General features: G+C 75.7%; 10 protein-coding genes and 2 pseudogenes. 4 read left to right on the plus strand and 8 right to left on the minus strand.

The window, feature by feature from the left end:
• Nucleotides 1-402 (plus strand): annotated as a pseudogene (locus JHAT_RS35035) (hypothetical protein); the annotation flags it as partial.
• 582 nt (nt 403-984) lie between these two features.
• Here JHAT_RS35035 and JHAT_RS34850 read toward each other — a convergent pair.
• From JHAT_RS34850 to JHAT_RS32205, 4 genes are read right to left on the minus strand one after another with little or no spacing between them, the layout of a single operon-like run.
• Nucleotides 985-1,143 carry a DUF6760 family protein gene (locus tag JHAT_RS34850; protein ID WP_171991164.1) on the minus strand — a complete coding sequence of 53 codons (159 nt, stop codon included), beginning with the start codon at nt 1,141-1,143 and terminating at the stop codon, nt 985-987.
• The gene (locus JHAT_RS32195; RefSeq protein WP_077801822.1) at nt 1,140-1,637 is read right to left on the minus strand and encodes a hypothetical protein; all 498 of its coding nucleotides are present in this window, start codon (nt 1,635-1,637) and stop codon (nt 1,140-1,142) included. The genes JHAT_RS34850 and JHAT_RS32195 overlap by 4 nt, the downstream gene beginning before the upstream one ends.
• Entirely contained in the window at nt 1,637-2,080 is a 444-nt protein-coding gene (locus JHAT_RS32200; RefSeq protein WP_077801823.1) for a phage tail protein, read from the minus strand. The genes JHAT_RS32195 and JHAT_RS32200 overlap by 1 nt, the downstream gene beginning before the upstream one ends.
• A gap of 56 nt (nt 2,081-2,136) precedes the next feature.
• Nucleotides 2,137-3,741, minus strand: coding sequence for a phage tail sheath subtilisin-like domain-containing protein (locus JHAT_RS32205; protein ID WP_077801824.1), 1,605 nt, complete (start codon nt 3,739-3,741; stop codon nt 2,137-2,139).
• A gap of 297 nt (nt 3,742-4,038) precedes the next feature.
• Between JHAT_RS32205 and JHAT_RS35640 the strand changes: the two genes are divergently transcribed.
• The gene (locus JHAT_RS35640) at nt 4,039-5,457 is read left to right on the plus strand and encodes a DUF4157 domain-containing protein (protein WP_253195676.1); all 1,419 of its coding nucleotides are present in this window, start codon (nt 4,039-4,041) and stop codon (nt 5,455-5,457) included.
• Between the two features lie 96 nt (nt 5,458-5,553).
• Complete coding sequence (locus JHAT_RS32215; RefSeq protein WP_077801825.1) at nt 5,554-7,029, plus strand: RICIN domain-containing protein; 1,476 nt, start codon at nt 5,554-5,556, stop codon at nt 7,027-7,029.
• A gap of 54 nt (nt 7,030-7,083) precedes the next feature.
• On the opposite strand, the gene JHAT_RS32220 is transcribed toward JHAT_RS32215, so the two are convergent.
• The 3 genes from JHAT_RS32220 to JHAT_RS32230 form a co-directional block, all read right to left on the minus strand.
• Nucleotides 7,084-9,150 carry an AAA family ATPase gene (locus JHAT_RS32220; RefSeq protein WP_077801826.1) on the minus strand — a complete coding sequence of 689 codons (2,067 nt, stop codon included), beginning with the start codon at nt 9,148-9,150 and terminating at the stop codon, nt 7,084-7,086.
• On the minus strand, nt 9,147-9,833 hold the full coding sequence (locus tag JHAT_RS32225) for a DUF4255 domain-containing protein (protein WP_077801827.1): 687 nt from the start codon (nt 9,831-9,833) through the stop codon (nt 9,147-9,149). The genes JHAT_RS32220 and JHAT_RS32225 overlap by 4 nt, the downstream gene beginning before the upstream one ends.
• A gap of 154 nt (nt 9,834-9,987) precedes the next feature.
• On the minus strand, nt 9,988-10,698 hold the full coding sequence (locus tag JHAT_RS32230; RefSeq protein ID WP_077801828.1) for a response regulator transcription factor: 711 nt from the start codon (nt 10,696-10,698) through the stop codon (nt 9,988-9,990).
• 360 nt (nt 10,699-11,058) lie between these two features.
• Here JHAT_RS32230 and JHAT_RS32240 point away from each other — a divergent pair, with 360 nt between their 5' ends.
• Nucleotides 11,059-13,959: an AAA family ATPase gene (locus JHAT_RS32240; protein WP_077801829.1), complete on the plus strand. Its 2,901-nt coding sequence runs from the start codon at nt 11,059-11,061 to the stop codon at nt 13,957-13,959.
• A gap of 90 nt (nt 13,960-14,049) precedes the next feature.
• Here JHAT_RS32240 and JHAT_RS34855 read toward each other — a convergent pair.
• A pseudogene (locus JHAT_RS34855) lies at nt 14,050-15,824 on the minus strand (hypothetical protein); the annotation flags it as partial.

A 15,824-nucleotide genomic window follows, 5' to 3' on the forward strand; every position in this document is an offset into this window, starting at 1 on the left:
GCGGTTCCCGCCCCGGTCCCCGTGGTGGCCGGACGCGGTGCGGGCACGGTCTGGGGCGGGCGGGCCGCGCGCTGGACGGGCGCCCCGGCCGCTGCGTCACCGCCGGGGGCGGGCGGCAGGCCGGAGCCTCCTCGGTCACCGTCCGGCGACGACGACGCCGTGCCCGAGGAACCCGGCACGGCGTCGGACGTCCGGCGGGTCGCGGGCAGGGCCCGGCGCTGCACGGCCGCCGGAACCGACGATGCCCGGGTGAGGGAGTTCCGCGTACCGGGCGCGGCGGGCGGCACGGGTGCCACGCGGATGCCCTGCGCGCCCCGGGCCGGTGGACCCACCGGTGCCGCGGAGCGCGTCCGCTGGACCGGCGGGACAGGTGAGGCCGACGGGACCGGCGAGACCGGCTGAACCGACGCTCGGGACGCGGTCGCGGACGGAGCATGCGGACGTGCCGCGAGCGCTGCGGGCGACCCCGACGCCCCCGGCACGGGCGACCCCGACACAGGCGCCCCCGACACGGGCGCCCCCGGTATCGCCCGCAGCGGTGCCACCGGCATCCGCTGCACGGCGGGAGGACCGGCCGGGCCGGCCGGCGCGGCCGACGGCAGGTCCCGCGGGGGGTGTCCGGCCCCCGTGCCCGGCCGCGCCGGCTCGGTGAACGCGCCGGAGAGCAGGCCGTGCCCGGCCGCCGGGTCGAGGACCGCGGGGGACGGCGCCCTGCTGAACGACGGGTTCTGCCAGGTCGGCAGCCGTCCGCCGAACCCGGCGTCCGCGACGCCGGGACGTCCGTCGCCCGTCGCCCGCCGCATCACCGGCAGGGCCGTCCACGCGGCGGCCACGGGCGGCACGGACCCGCCGGCCGTGGCCGGTGTGCCCGCCGGACCCGGCACGCCCCCTTCCGGGGCCGGGCTCCCGGCGGAGTCCGGCCCGCCGTCGCCCGCGCCGGTACCGCCCCGCCGTCCCCGCAGCCGGTCCAGGAATCCCACCTGCTCAGCCCTCCGCCGCGCCGCGCGTCACGAGGGACGCGATCTGCTCCGTGTACCGGCGTCGGTCCTGGTGCTCCAGATCCAGAATCGCCTCCAGGCCCCAGTGGAAGTGGTAGGCGACGTACGCGATCTCCTCGTGCAGCCGGTCGGTCGCGTACGTCACGATTCCCCCAGGCGGCTCCCGCCGAGTTCCACCTCGAAGGGCTCCGAGCAGTGCGGGCACTGCACGGCCGCGCGGGTGTGCCCCTCCGCGTTGATCTGGCGGTAGAAGTCCTGGAGGAACGCCAGGTCGGAGGCGAACATGTTCTCCACGATCCCGTCGTGCACCATCGGCAGCGTGCCGAGCCGGGTGATGACCCGGCCCAGCAGCACCACCGACAGGTACGCCGGGTTCTCCTGCACGCGCACGTCGCGCAGCGGGACCAGTTCGTCCCGGGCCGTCGACAGGCGCATCACACCGTCCCGGTGCACCGTGCCCGACTCGTCGACGTAGCCGCGCGGCAGCTCGAAGGGGAACTCGGTGACCAGTTCCCGGCGGGGTCCCGGATCGGCGGGAGCCTCGGCCGGTGCGGCGGCGGGAGCCGAACGGGGGAGGTCGGCTCCCGCCGCCGCGGTCTGGGGTGCCGCGGCGGGCGCCTTGGCAGCCGTACGCCGCATTACTCGATGACCAGTTCTTCGAACACGATGGTGACGGTCTCGGTCAGGGCCGCGGCCTCGCCCGCCTTCACCGTGCTCGTGTCGATCTTGCTGCACCAGGCGTTGCGCAGGTTGTACCGCTTCACCGGGTTGTCCTGGTAGTCCATCATGATGATGGAGGCGTTCTTGCGGGCCGTGCTCATCTGGCCGCGGATCGAGTCGTTGATCCACTGGGTGAACGACGCCGACTGCGTCATGCCGCGCACGACGGTGCACTGGCCGTTCTTCTGCACGCCCGGCAGCAGCGCCACCTCGGCCCGGCCCTGCGCGCTGTTCTGCTGGTAGGCGATGACGTCCTGCTCGAGGGTGAGGCCGCTGACCTCGGCGAGGTACTCGACCATCACACCGTCGATCTGGAGACCGAAGTTGTGTGAAGTGAGGGCGTCACCCGGCTGGAGACTCATGTGTTCGCTGTCCTTCTGGGGATGGGAGGGGGACTACGGGGGAGGGGCGGGTGCGCCTACTCCTCCAGCTCCCCGCTGCCGCTGGAGAACTGGGCCAGCCGGAAGATCACGAACTCGGCGGGCTTGACCGGCGCGATGCCGATCTCGCAGATGACCCGGCCGAGGTCGACCGACTCCGGCGGGTTGGTCTCCTCGTCGCACTTGACGTAGTACGCCTGCTCGGGGCTCTGGCCGAACAGGGCGCCGTTGCGCCACTCGTTGACGAGGAACGCGGAGACGTTGCGGCGGATGCGGGCCCAGAGGTTGTGGTCGTTCGGCTCGAACACCACCCACTGGGTGCCGATCAGGATCGACTCCTCCAGGTAGTTGAAGTACCGGCGGATGTTCAGGTAGCGCCACGCCGGGTCGGAGGAGAGGGTGCGGGCGCCCCAGACGCGGATGCCGCGGCCCGGGAAGGCGCGGATGCAGTTGACGCCGATCGGGTTGAGCAGGTCCTGCTCGCCGCGGGTGATCTGGAGCTCGAGGTCGACGGCGCCGCGGACGACCTCGTTGGCGGGGGCCTTGTGGACGCCGCGCTCGGAGTCGTTGCGGGCCCAGATGCCGGCCACGTGACCGCTCGGCGGGACCAGCCGGGACTGGCCGGAGGCCGGGTCGAAGGTCTTGATCCAGGGGTAGTACAGGGCCGCGTACTTGGAGTCGTAACCGGCCGTCTCCTGGCGCCAGACGCGGATCTGACGAGCGTTCAGGCCGGGCGGCGGGTCGATGACCGCGACGCGGTCGCCCATCAGCTCGCAGTGGGCGATGAGGCCGAGCTGGACGGCCTTGACGGCCTCCAGGTCGATGGCGCCGCGCTGGTAGGCGGCCATCAGGTCGGGCACGGCGACCATGGAGATCTCGTCGACGGCCTCCAGGCCGCCGAAGCCGGTGCGGTCCGCGGAGTCGCCCAGGTACTGCGCCGGGCCGGGGTGCGCGACCTCGTTCCCGGCGGCCGGGGCGGCCTGCTCCACCGGGGCGGCGGGCGGCGCGGGCAGCGTCAGGGACTGGTTCTCCGGGCGGGCCAGCTGCGCGGACGGCGCGGCCTCCGTCACGGTGATGAGCTGGGAGCGCTCCTTGACCTGGGTGACGACGTAGGCGCGGTTGCCCTTCTTGGCGCTCACGTCGAAGGTCTCGACCGGCTTGTCGCCGTCCTTGACGATCAGCTTGAAGCGCTCGGCGGGACCCTCGCCCTCGGGGTCGGCGACCTCGACGGACAGCGGGCCGTTCCGGCCCGGGGCGAGGGCCGTCACGGCGAACGTGCCGAGCTGCCGGGGCTCGGCGGCGGGGAGCGCGGCGGGCGCGGTGCCGCCCGTGACCGGGGTGGCGGCCGTCCCCGGCCCCTCGTCGGCGGCGTCCTCGGCGGAGCCGCCGACGCGGACGACGTACGCGGCGCTGCCGCCGTTGTTGAAGAACCCGTAGACGGAGTGCGCGAGGTAGTACCCGTCGGTGAAGTCACCGAACGCCGCGACGTACTGGGACCAGTTGGTGACCAGCGTGGGCTCGTTCAGCGGGCCGGTCGGCGCGAGCCCCACGAAGGCCGCCACCGAGGTGCCCACCCCCTCGATCGGGCGCGAGCCGCTGGCCACCTCCTCGACGTAGACGCCGGGTGACAGGTAGGACGGCATGCTCTGCTCTCCTCGGGGTACGAGACAGGACGCCCCTCACCCTCGCGCGCGCGTCACACCCGCCGGAACGGCCCCGGGGGCCGGTGTGGGGGCACCGACCGTGCCCCGTGCCGTGCCCGTTGGGGCAGACGGGGTGCGCGGCGGACGGCGCACCGGCGCCGGCAAGGGGAACAACGACGCCGCGCCGGTACCCCGGTCCGCCCGTTCTGCCCCCGGCGCTGCCCCCGCGGACCTGCCGCACAGGGGGGCGCTCCGGTAAGGCTGGGGGGTCAACCGTCCGGGGTCGAAGGGAGCATCGTGCGCGCGCACGGAACGCGGAGCCGAACGTCCGACGAGCGGGACGCGGCCCGGCCCGTGGTCCCACCCGGCGCGCCGGTCCAGCGGATGCTGAACCTCCAGCAGGCGGCGGGGAACGCCGCCGTGGCCCGGGCGGTGGAGGCGGAGCGGCACGAGCACGGCCCGGGGTGCGGGCACGGCGGGGCCGCCGACACCACGCCGACGGCCCAGCGCAGCCTCCTCGAAGCCGCCATGGCGACGCCGAGCAGCCCGCTCCCGGGGTCGTTCCTCGCCCGGGCGAAGTCGTTCTACCGCAACGACCGGCTCTCCGAGGGCCGCGTGCACGACAACCCGACGGCCCAGCGGGCGACCGCGGCACTCGGCGCCCAGGCCATGACGGTGGGCAAGGACATCTTCCTCGGCCCGTCGGCCGTCAACGACGCGAGGATCCTCGCGCACGAGGCCAGCCACCTCGACAAGAACCTCCGAGGCGTGCGCGAGACGGGCAACGACAACGGCGCGGGCGTCACCGTGACCGACCCCGGGCAGGGCTCCGAGCGCGCCGCGGAGGCCGACGGCGCCGCCTTCGCGGCGGGCGCGAGCGTCGCCCCGTCCGTCGTCGCGCGGAGCGCGGTCACGGGACGGGCCGGCGAGCCGGGGGAGGCCGTGCAGCGCAGTACGGGCGGGACGGACGCTCCCGTCCAGCGGGCCGGTGACGAGGCGCTGCGCAACGCCAAGACCCCGAGCGAGATGATGGCCGCGCTGGAGAAGGCGGGGCACTCCCAGGACGACGCCTGGGAACTGATGCAGTACATGACCCGGCAGCAGTTCCCGGCGGGCGAGGGACAGCAGGACTTCGACATGCTCTCCCACATCAAGGACGTGAAGAACCACCGGATCTCCCCGGTCCTCAAGAGCAGGTCCCAGGAGCTGCTCGGCAAGAAGTGGACGATCCGCCACTACACGGGCACGGACCCGAACACGGAGCCGTCCTTCCGGGAGATCGTGTCGACGTACGACAACGCGGCCGCCGGACGGGCGGGAGCGAACACGAACGTCGCGGACTGGCGCTCGCTGGGGAACATCAAGTTCACGTTCTACCTGGTGGCCGTGGAGGGCAGGGTGCCGCCGCGACCCTGGCTCAACAACACCCACTGGTACGCCGAGTGGGACCTGGACAGCATCCCCGAGTGCTGGGTCTCCCCGGACCTGCTGGAGCGGATGAACAAGAACATGGACGCGGACGGGGCGCGCGAGGCGCTGAAGGGCGTGCGGGCGTTCCGCGGCTCGGGCACCGAGCTGAAGCAGCTGCTGGCGGCCTCGGTGTTCAACGCGGGCAACGACCCCGCCGCCGCGCTGGACACCGTCATCGGAGGCCCCTTCGAGCTCAAGGTGCCGGGCGGCCTGAGGCTGCCGCCGGGCGGGTGGCAGAAGAAGTGACGGTGGTCCGGGAGGGCACGACGGTCGGCCCTCGCGGTCACGGACGGTGCCCCCGGCGCTCCTGACGGTCCGTCGGCGGGCGCGTAGCGTCGAGGCGTGAGCCTTTGGACCTCCCTGGAGCCCGCGTCCGCCACCGTCGATCCCGGCAGCAGCACGCGTGTGCGCCTGCGGGTGCGCAACACCGGTGACGTGGTGGACGAGTACCGGTTCGAGCCCGTCGGAGACGTGGCGCCCTGGACGACGGTGGAGCCGCCCACGCTGCGGCTGTATCCGGGGACGACGGGGACCGTCGAGCTGACGTTCGCGCCACCCCGGACCCCCGACGCCACCGCGGGGCCGAACCCCTACGCGGTGCGGATCACGCCGACCGAGCATCCGGAGGCGGTGACGGTTCCGGAGGGGAACCTGACGATCACGCCGTTCACGGAGGTGCGCGCCGAGCTGGTGCCGCCGACGGTGAAGGGACGGTTCCGGGGGCGGCCGAAGCTGGCGGTGGACAACTTCGGCAACACGAAGGTGACCGCCTCGGTGGTCGGCAGCGACAACGGGGACCACCTCTCGTACGAGATCCGGCCGGGGAACGTGCAGATCGAGCCGGGGCGGGCGGCGTTCGTCGAGACGACGCTGAAGCCGCGCCAGGTCATCTGGTTCGGGTCGAAGGAGGAACGCCCCTACACCCTGTCGGTGCGCCGGTCCGGGGCCGAGCCCACGAAGGTCGAGGGGACGTACGTCCAGCGAGGGTTCCTGCCCCGCTGGCTGGCGACCTTCCTCAGCATCGGTCTCGCCCTGACCATCGCGTTCGTGATGATCTGGATCGCGTACAAGCCCCAGGTCCGCACCAGCGCCACCGAACGGCTCGAGCAGGCGGGCAGCGCGCTCGCGCCCAGCCCCGACGCCGGCGCCGGAGCGAAGGCGTTGCCCCCTGCGGGCGCGTCGGCTCCTCCCCTGGCCCCCGGGCCGCAGGAGACCGCCGAGGAACCGAAGGACACCGGCGACAGCGACAGCGAAGGCGACGGCGACGGTGGCGGCGACAAGGGTGACGGCGGTGGTGCGCCGCCGCCCGAGAAGCCCGCCGAGGAGCCCGCCGTGGTGCCCGCCAACAGGGTCCTGCTGCGCAACACCACCACCACGTTCTGCGCCGAACTCCCGGAGTACGACAAGGGGAAGATCGACGGCCCCGTCCAGCAGTCCCACTGCGACGGCACCGACGCCGACAACCAGGTCTGGGACCTGGAGGTGAGGTACCCGGAGGACGGCCCCGGCGGAGCGGCGCTCTTCCAGATCCGGAACGTCAAGGACCAGCTCTGCATGGACCTCCCCGACTACGGGGCGAAGCCCTTCACGACGCCGGTCACCGAGTTCACCTGTGACGGCACGACCGGCGACAACCAGCTGTGGTGGGTCGACAAGCAGAAGAGCGGGGCCTACTGGATCCGCAACTTCGCCAGCGACAACGCGTGCCTGGACGTCGCCGGTTCGAGCGTCGGCGTCGTCGGCGCCCGGCTGGTGATCTTCGAGTGCGCCAGCTCCGACGACGCGGAGTGGGAGATCCTCCCGGCGGACGAGGCCTGAGCCCCGCCGCCCGGCCCCGCCGCCCGGGGCCGGGCCGGGCGGCGGGGCCCGCCGCTACCAGACCGCTTCGCCCGGCACCAGCCGCCCGGCCTTGCGGTACTCGCGGCGGGCGCCCTCCAGGAGGTCGTCCGCCGTCACCGGGTCCCCCCGCCCGGCGGCGAGGTAGGCGGCGGTGACCACCGCGCTGCGGATCGACCCGCCGGCCAGCTCGAAGTCGCGGGCCAGCGGGGCCGGGTCGATGCCGTCGGCGGACGGGACGTGCGTGAGGCCGTGCCGCCACAGCGCCAGCCGCTGGCCGGCGTCCGGGAACGGGAAGTCGACCACCAGGTCCAGGCGCCGCGTGAACGCCTCGTCGATGTTGGCCCGCAGGTTGGTGGTGAGCAGGGCGATGCCGTCGAAGGACTCCAGCCGCTGGAGCAGGTAGGCGCTCTCCATGTTGGCGTACCGGTCGTGCGAGTCCTTGACCTCGGAGCGCTTGCCGAACACGGCGTCGGCCTCGTCGAAGAGCAGCACGGCGTCGGTGCGGTCGGCCTCCGTGAAGATCCGTTCGAGGTTCTTCTCCGTCTCGCCGACGTACTTGTCCACGATCGACGACAGCTGGACCACGTAGAGGTCGAGGCCCAGGTCGGCCGCGACCACCTCCGCCGACAGGGTCTTGCCGGTGCCGGACTCGCCCGCGAACAGCCCGAGGACGCCCCGGCCGCGCCCGCCGCCCGCGCTGAGCCGCCAGTCGCCGAGGACGCGGTCGCGGTGCCGGGCGCGCAGGGCCAGTTCGCGCAGCTGGGCGAGGGGCCCTTCGGGCAGGACCAGGTCCCGCCAGTCCACGGCGGGCCGGATCCGGCGGGCGTGGCGTTCCAGGCCGGAGGCCGACTGGCGGCGGGCGGCGCGCCGGACGTGGTCCGCGGTGACCGGCCCGCCGTCGAAGGCGGCGAGGGCGCGGGCGGTGCGCGCGGCCCGCTGGACGCGGTCGCCGCCGAGGCGGTACGGGGCGACGGTGGCGGCCAGGTCGAAGCCGTCGGCGTCCGTGCCGAGCGCGGCCCGCCAGGCGCTCGCGCCGCCGGCCGGGCGGCCCGGCGCGTCGAGGACCAGGGGGTCGTCGGGGGACCAGTGCGGGTCGTACGGGCGGGGGTCCGCCAGCAGGACGGTCACGTCCGTCGCGGCGGTCAGCGCCCGCAGCAGCGGGCCCGGTCGCTCGGGCAGGCCCGACACCACGACGGCCCGGCCGCCGAGGCGGGCCTCGCGCAGCAGCTCGGGGACGTGGTCCTCGGGGTCGGAGCAGCGCAGGGCGTCGAGTCCCGCGGCGTGCAGGGCGGCGGCGAGAGCGGCCAGACCGTCCCCCTCGCGCTGCTCGCGCAGGTAGACGGTGAGCGGGCCGTCGCGCAGGCGGTCGGCCAGCCGGTGGGCGAAGTCCTCGGTGTCGGGGCCGGCGGGCAGCGGTGACGGCATCGGGTGCAGCCGGCCGAGGAGCGCGGCGTCCGGGGTGTCGTCGCCGAGGAGGTGGCCGGTCAGCCGGTCGGGGACGCGCAGCGAGCGGGAGAGGAAGGGACGTTCGGGCTCCTCGACCTCCAGCAGACCGAGGGCGCGCAGCGGCGCCGAGGCGTGCAGGCGGGCGCGGGCCGCCGGCGTGTGCGCGGGCACCCCGCACAGGTCGAGGGCGAGGCCCACGGTGGCGCGCCGGCGGCTCACGTCGTCGTTGAGGTAGCCGTAGAGCGGCTCGAAGGTGCGGTCGACGTCGGGGGCGAGGGCGATGAGCAGGACGGCCGTGTCCCACTCGGTCAGCCCCGCCCGGCGGGCCAGCCGCACCAGCCGGTCGTCCGGTCCGGCCGGGCCGTCGGCGGGCGGGTGCGGCGGGGCGGCGCCGTCGGCCTCGGGGCCGTCGGCCGGCCAGGTGCGCAGCAGGTGGCGTACGGCCTCGTCGGACAGGTACAGGCCGCGCAGCGGGTCGTCGGCCGTCGGGTCGCCGGCGGCGCGGCCCTCGGCCAGCGCGGCCACCCGGTCCCGCAGGCCGGCGAGGTGGGCGAGCAGCGCGTGGGCGGGGCCGTCGCCGTGCGCTTCCCACGCCCCGAGGTCGGGGGCGTCCCCGTCCGGGCCGGCGTGCGGGGCGGCGTGCGGGGCGGTCACCGCGGATCCGGGCGGCGGTCCGTCGCGGTGCGGCGGGCGGCGCGGGCGGCACCGGCGGCCGCCACCTGGTGGGGCCGGTGGGAGCGTCCGGTGGACTGGGCCGGGTCGCCGTCCAGGCCGCCCACCCGGACCGTCGCGCCCTCGGTGACCGGGGGACCGGCGTCGTACTCCGGGAAGGCGGGGAAGGGCGCGGTCACCACCAGGTCCAGGGACGGCTTCAGTTCGCCGCCGAGCGCGGACCAGATCTCGGCGAGGGACCGGGACTCCGTCTGGATGCCGGCCACCGTCAGCGGTACCGACAGGCCCAGGGCCCGCAGGGAGCCCGGGAGTTCGGAGGGCGGCAGGATCTCGCGCGGCAGCAGGGTCGCCAGGACGGCGGAGAGCAGGCGGTGTTCGTCCTGCGGGGTCTTCGTCCAGGCCGTGACCAGGTACGACAGCCGGAACCAGCGCGGCGGTTGGCGGCGGCGCACCACGATGTCCCGCTCGTCGTGCACCGGCATGTGGCCGCGCTGTCGCCGGGACACGTCCTCCCGGATGTCGTACAGGTACGCGTTGACCACGGGGGCGTTGCGCCGGGCCGCCCAGTCACGGGTGGGTGCCTCGAAGGACACGTCGATGCCCGAGCCCGTCAACGCCCCGCCGCCGAGGAGGCTCTTGAGGATCTCGTCCACCTCGTGGATCACGCTCGCGCTCCCGCTCTGCCCGTACTGCCGTTCCGTCCGCCGTCGTCGATCGTCCCCCGGGGGCCGTTCCCCCCGCAGGCGCGCCGGGGACGACGGCCGGGCAGGCGGCCTTGCCCGTGCGGCCCCGGAGCGCCGCCTTCGATTGCCCGTTCGGTCAGATGTAGCCTTCCCTCAGGGCGTAAGCCACGGCGTGTGCGCGGTTGCGCAGATGAAGTCGCGTGGTGAGGCCGTGCATGACGTTCTTGACGGTGCGTTCGGAGTAGGACAACTTGCCGGCGATCTCTCCGGTGTCGAAGCCCTCGGCGACCAGTCGCAGGACGTCCACCTCACGGGGTGCGAGTCCCAGCGCCGGGGCGCCGGGGCGACCCGCCGCACCCCGGTGCAGGGTGCCCACCTGGCTGATCAGCCGGCCGAGCAGGTCCGCGGGCAGGTCGCCGTCGCCGCGCGAGGCGGCCAGCACCGCCTGCACCAGCCGGTGGTCGGTGGCCTCGTGGCGCCAGACGATGGCTCCGACGCCGCACTCGACGACGTCCAGCAGTTCGTTCTCGCGGATCGCGCCGACCACGAGCACGGCGCGCGCGCCCTCGCTGCGCACGATCCGGCGCAGCCGGGTGAGCGCGGCCTCGTCCAGCACGTCCTCGATGAGCAGGGCCACCGTGCCGGGGCCGGACTCCTCGCGCAGGTCGATCTCCGGGTGCCTGCGCAACTGGCTGACCGCGCCCTCGCGGCTGATGGGGTCCGGGGCGGTCACCGCCACCGGGACGCGGCGGTCGAAGGCACCGGCGGTGCCGGGGCTGCCGGCCGTTCCGACGGCCCCTGCCGTCTCGACGGTCGGTGCGGTGGTGGCTCGGGATGAGTGGAGCAACCGTTTCCCCCCTGTTCACGAACTCGCCGTCGAGCACAGGCCTACGGCGGAAGAGCGTGTTCCACACTTCTGGGACGGCTGTGACCGCGCAATCGTGGAGTTCCACGAGGCACACCACGAGACCAACGCGGCGACCCACCCGCGACCGGGCCGCCGGGCGTGTGTCTCAGCAGGTCAGCGGGGTTCCGCGCAAGGACGGGCGGGATCGTGGCGCGACATGCGCGCCACCGTGAGCATCGCCACAGCAACCGGCCCGTTCGCGCCACTTCCTTCCCCGCGGTGGCCCACCTCACACCACCCTCGCCCGCATTCGGCCATCTCACAGGCCGGGAGAAGCATCAGCCACCACAGGAGGCACCGATGACCGGACCGCTGCGTGAACGCGACGGCGCCCTGGCGTTGCTCGCCGCCGAGACCGAGCGCGCCCGCAACGGCACCGGCGGACTCGTCCTGCTGCGCGGTGCCACCGGCACGGGCCGCACCGCCGTTCTGGAGGCGGCCGCCCGGCTCGCCACCGACCGCGGCCTGCGGGTGCTGCGCGCGCGCTGCTCGCCCGAGGACGCCGGGGTGCCCTTCGCCGCGGTCCTCCAACTCCTGGGACCGGTGCCGGAATCCGCCGTGCCGGCACCCGTCGGCGACGACCGCGACCGCGCGATCCGGTTCTGGCGGCAGCTGTGCGCGTACGCGGCCGAGGGGCCGCTGCTGGTGGCCGTGGACGACGTCCACCTCGCCGACGCCCCCTCGCGCCGCTGGCTGGTCGAGGCGGCGCGGCGCGTCGACCGGTTACCGGTCCTGCTGGTGGTCACCGAGCGCAGCCAGTACGACGTCGAGCCCCGGCCCGCCGGACTCACCCAGGCGCTGTCGCCCTCCCTGGTGCGCACCCACACCCTCGCCCCGCTCGGCGACGCGGCGATGGCCGGGCTGGTGCGAGCCGCCTTTCCCACGGCCGGAGCGCGCTGGACGGCGGAGTGCGTCCGGGCCGGCGCCGGCAGTCCGCTGCTGCTGCACGCCCTGCTCGAGGACCTCGGCGGCACCCCGCGCCCCGGCGGTGCCGCGCCCGAGGGTCCCCCGCCGCTGCCCGGGACCTGCGCCGCGCTGTACCCCGGGGCCTACCCGGCGGCCGTCTCCTGGTGGCTGAACAGCGCCGGGCCCGCGACGGCCGACGTGGCGCGGTGCCTGGCGGCACTGGAACAGGCGTGGCCCGAGGACCCGGAGGCCGCCCCGGCGCAGTCGCCGGAGCGCTCCCCGCGCCCTCCCCGGGACCGCCTCGCCGGGGCGGACGGCGGGGACCCGGCCGACCTCCTCGCCGAGGCGGCCGGCGCCGACCCCGCGCGGGTCGCCGGCTGGCTCGCCGCCATGACCCGGCTCGGTCTGCTGCGCCCCGACGCCGCCGGCCGCCCCCGCTACGCGCACCCGCTGCTGCGCGACGCCGTGCTGACCGGCTGGCCCCGGCTCCGCCGGGAGGCGGCGCACCGGGCGGCCGCGGAGGCGATGCTGCGCCGGGGCGACCGGGTCGAGGCGGTCGCCCGGCACCTGCTGCGGACACCGGCCGTCGGCCTGCCCTGGGCGCTGCGCGTCCTGCGGGACGCGGTCACCGTCGCCGTGCACGACGCCCGGCCCGGCGACGCCGTCGGCTACCTGCGCCGGGCGCTGGACGAGCCGGTGGACGACGGTCTGCGGCAGCGGCTGCTGACCGAACTGGGCTCCCTGGAGTACGCGTCGGCCGACGTCCCGGCGGCCATCGCGCGCCTCGCCGAGGCCCAGCACCTGCCGACCGAGCCCCGCGGCCGGGTGTCCACGGCCGTCGCCCTCGGCACCGCCCTGGCCGGCCGCGGCGAGATCCGCACGGCCATGGAGGTGCTGCGCCGCACGGAGGCCCGGCTGTCCGACCACCCGGACCTGGCCCGCGTCGTGCAGACCGCCGGCGCGCTGCTGTCCGACGAGGACCTGGCGACCCGGCGGGAGGTGTACCGGTGGCTGCGCGAGACCGGCGATCACTCCCCGGAGCTGTTGGGCACCGCCGGACAGGCCCTGCTCGTGCGGTACGCGTCCACGGCCGGGCTGGTCTCGGCCCGGGAGGCGATGAGGAGGGTACGGGCGCTGCTCGCGCAGCCCACCGATCCGCTCGCCGAGCCGTTCCTGGTGGGCACGGCCGCCGCGGTCGCCCAGTGGGCCGACGAACTCGACGAGGCGGACCGGCTCGTGGAGCGGGGGCTGGCCGGACAGCACCCGGTGCTGCTCCACCCGATGCGGCACGCGCTTCTGAACACCCGGTACGACATCGCCGCGGCCCGCGGCGACCACGCCCGCCTGCTCGCCGACGACCCGGACACCGACCCGGCGTGGGGCACGGCCCGTCCCCGCACCGGCCCCTCCAACCGGGCCGCGCACCTCCTGATGGCACTCGTCCGCACCGGCCGCATCGAGGAGGCACAGCGGTTCGCCGACCGGTTCGACCTGCGGGGGGTACCGGACAACTGGGAGCTGAACCGCTTCCTCTACGCGCGGGGCGTGCTGCGGGCGGCCACCGGCGATCCGGCGGGCGCGCTCCACGACTTCCTGGAGTGCGGACGCCGCCAGTCGGCCCGCGACGTGGTCAGCCCGGTCGTCACCCCGTGGCGGACGGCGGTCGCGGAGTGCCGGCTGGCGCTGGGCGGCGGTCAGGAGGCGCTGGACCTGGCGACGGAGGAACTGCGGCTGGCCCGGGTGTGGAACACCCCGCGCACGGTGGGCCGCGCCCTGCGCGTGCTGGGCACCGCGACCGGCGGGCGGCGCGGCCTGGAGCTGGCGGAGGAGTCCGTACGGATCCTGCGGGACTCGTCCGGCACCGACCTGGAGCTGGCCCGGGCGCTGCTCGCCCAGGGCCGCCAGCTCATCGCGGCCGGCGAACGCGGCCGGGCCCGCGGGTGCCTGCGCGAGGCGGCCGACCTGGCCGAACGCGGGGGCGCCCGGCGTCTGCTCGCGCTCGCCGGGCAGGCCCTGCGCGAGGGCGGTGCCCGGGGGCCGGTGACGGACCGCACCGGCTCCGGCGCGCTGACCGGCAGTGAACGCCGCATCGCCGAACTCGCCGCCGCCGGCCGGACGAACACCGAGATCGCCGGCCTGCTGCACCTCGCCCGCCGCACCGTGGAGACCCACCTGACCAACACGTACCGGAAGCTGCGCATACGCCGGCGGACGGAGCTGTCGGCCGCGCTGCGACAGGACCGCGAGGCGGGCCGGTACCGGTCCCAGGAAGCCCGCCGGACGTGCTGGAGCTGAACCCCGCCCACCGCCGGCCGGCCCTCTCCGGAGCGGGCCGGCCGGGGGACGGGTGGGCCCCCGGGGACGGGCCGGCCGCCCCGGCGTGCGTCAGGGCCGGCCGGCGGGTGCGGCCGGACGGTCCTGCCCGGCCTGCGGCCGGGGGGTGTCCGCCGTCTCGGCGAGCAGCAGGGTGGCGTCCGCCGTCTCGGCGAGCAGGCGGCGCACGACCGGTTCGGGCATGCGGACCACCACCGGAGTGGGCAGGGTCAGCTCCCGCACGGCCGTCGAGGTCACGCGCGAGCCGCGGCCGGTGACGCGCGCCACCACCCGCACGTCCGCGGTGAACTGGACGAGGACCGACCGCTGCTTGGGCTTGTGCACCGGCATCGAGCCGGAGCCGCCCGCCATCGCGCCGCCCCCGCCGCCCGCACCGTCCGCGTTGGCCAGGGCCTGGTTGAGACGGAACTCGGTGGCGTTGAGCACGCCCGCGCCGAACAGTCCGCGTCCCGTCCGCCCCCGTCCCGCCGAGGACTGGCCGTCCTCCTGCGTGGGCCGGGGGCCCTCCGGACCGCTCGGCGCCACCGCCTCGAACGACATCGTGGCACCCGTGCCGAGCACCTTCCCGGCGCGCAGCCGGGCGTGGACCGACGCCCGCAGGTCCTGGCCCTGGGCCCCGCCGGCGTGCACCGGCGGCAGTTCCGCCCCGGCGTGGGTCAGCAGCGGCAGCGCCGAGATCAGCCACTCGGTGGAGACCGCCTCCTGCAGGGTGTACGCGGCGGCCTGCCCCTTGTCGCGGTAACGGTGGCCGCCGCCGGCCTCCTTCACCGCGGCGTCGATCAGCTGCCTCACCCGGGGCGCCCCCTGGAACCCGTTGACCTGGGCCTCCAGCGGCAGCCGTACGCCGCCGTCGCGCCAGGCCTCCAGCCGCTCCGGGGCCGCGTCCGCGGCGCCCGGGGGCTCCTCGGCGACCGGCTTCGGGGTGACGGGACCCAACCGGGCGAGCGCCGTCAGGTCGTCCTTGGGCACGCGGTGGACCAGTTCCCTGCGGCCCGTCCGGGCGACGGCCACCCGGCCCTCGGCGGAGTACAGCTCCAGCGAGGCGTCGATCGGCACGCGCATCCGCGCCGGACCCGTCGCGGAGTCGGCGACCAGCTTCATGCCCACCTGGGCGCGGGAGGCCGAGCCCGTGCGCCGCGAGTCGGACGCGGCCGCGCCCAGGCCCGCGACACCGCCCGTGCTCTTCAGCGTCCCGGCGCCGCCGTCCGGCTTGACGGAGGCCGCGAGGACGCCCTCCACGCCGAGCGAGCCGCCCTCCTCCCGGGAGGTGCTCCACTGGGCGGTGGCCGACGTGATGTACTCCATGTCCCGCTTGTCGGTCGCCATCCCGGCGAACTTCCCGGGGCCCGCCCGGTGGACCCGGAAGACCGCCCAGTACGGCGTCCTGCGGCCGTCGAACAGCTCCACGGTGACGCCGCCGTCCATGGCGCTGGACAGGAGCCCCTCGGAGCCGTCCCGGTCGAGGACGCGCAGCAGCCGCTGCACGTTGTCGTCGGGGTCGTCCAGTTGACGGCGCGGCAGCAGGCTCGCCGCGAGGGACGCGTCGCGGCGGGCGAGCCCGTCGCGCAGTCCGGCGAGGAGCGGCACGAAGTCCGGCAGGTTCTCGATCATTCCCATGCCGAGCGGCAGGTGCGCGCCGAGGTCCGGGACGGGCTCCGCGGGGGTGCGGGCGGGGTCGGCGGGAGGCACCATCGGCCCGCCGACCCGCAGGTCCGCCGCCCGTCCGTCCGCCGCCCGTCCGTCCGCCGCCCGTCCGGGCTCCTGCGCCGCCGTGCCCGCCCGGTCCTGCCGGGGCCCGGGCGCGCCGCCCGACCCCGGCGCCCCGG

The organism is Streptomyces sp. JHA26 (genome assembly GCF_002005565.1).
Taxonomy (GTDB): Bacteria; Actinomycetota; Actinomycetes; order Streptomycetales; family Streptomycetaceae; genus Streptomyces.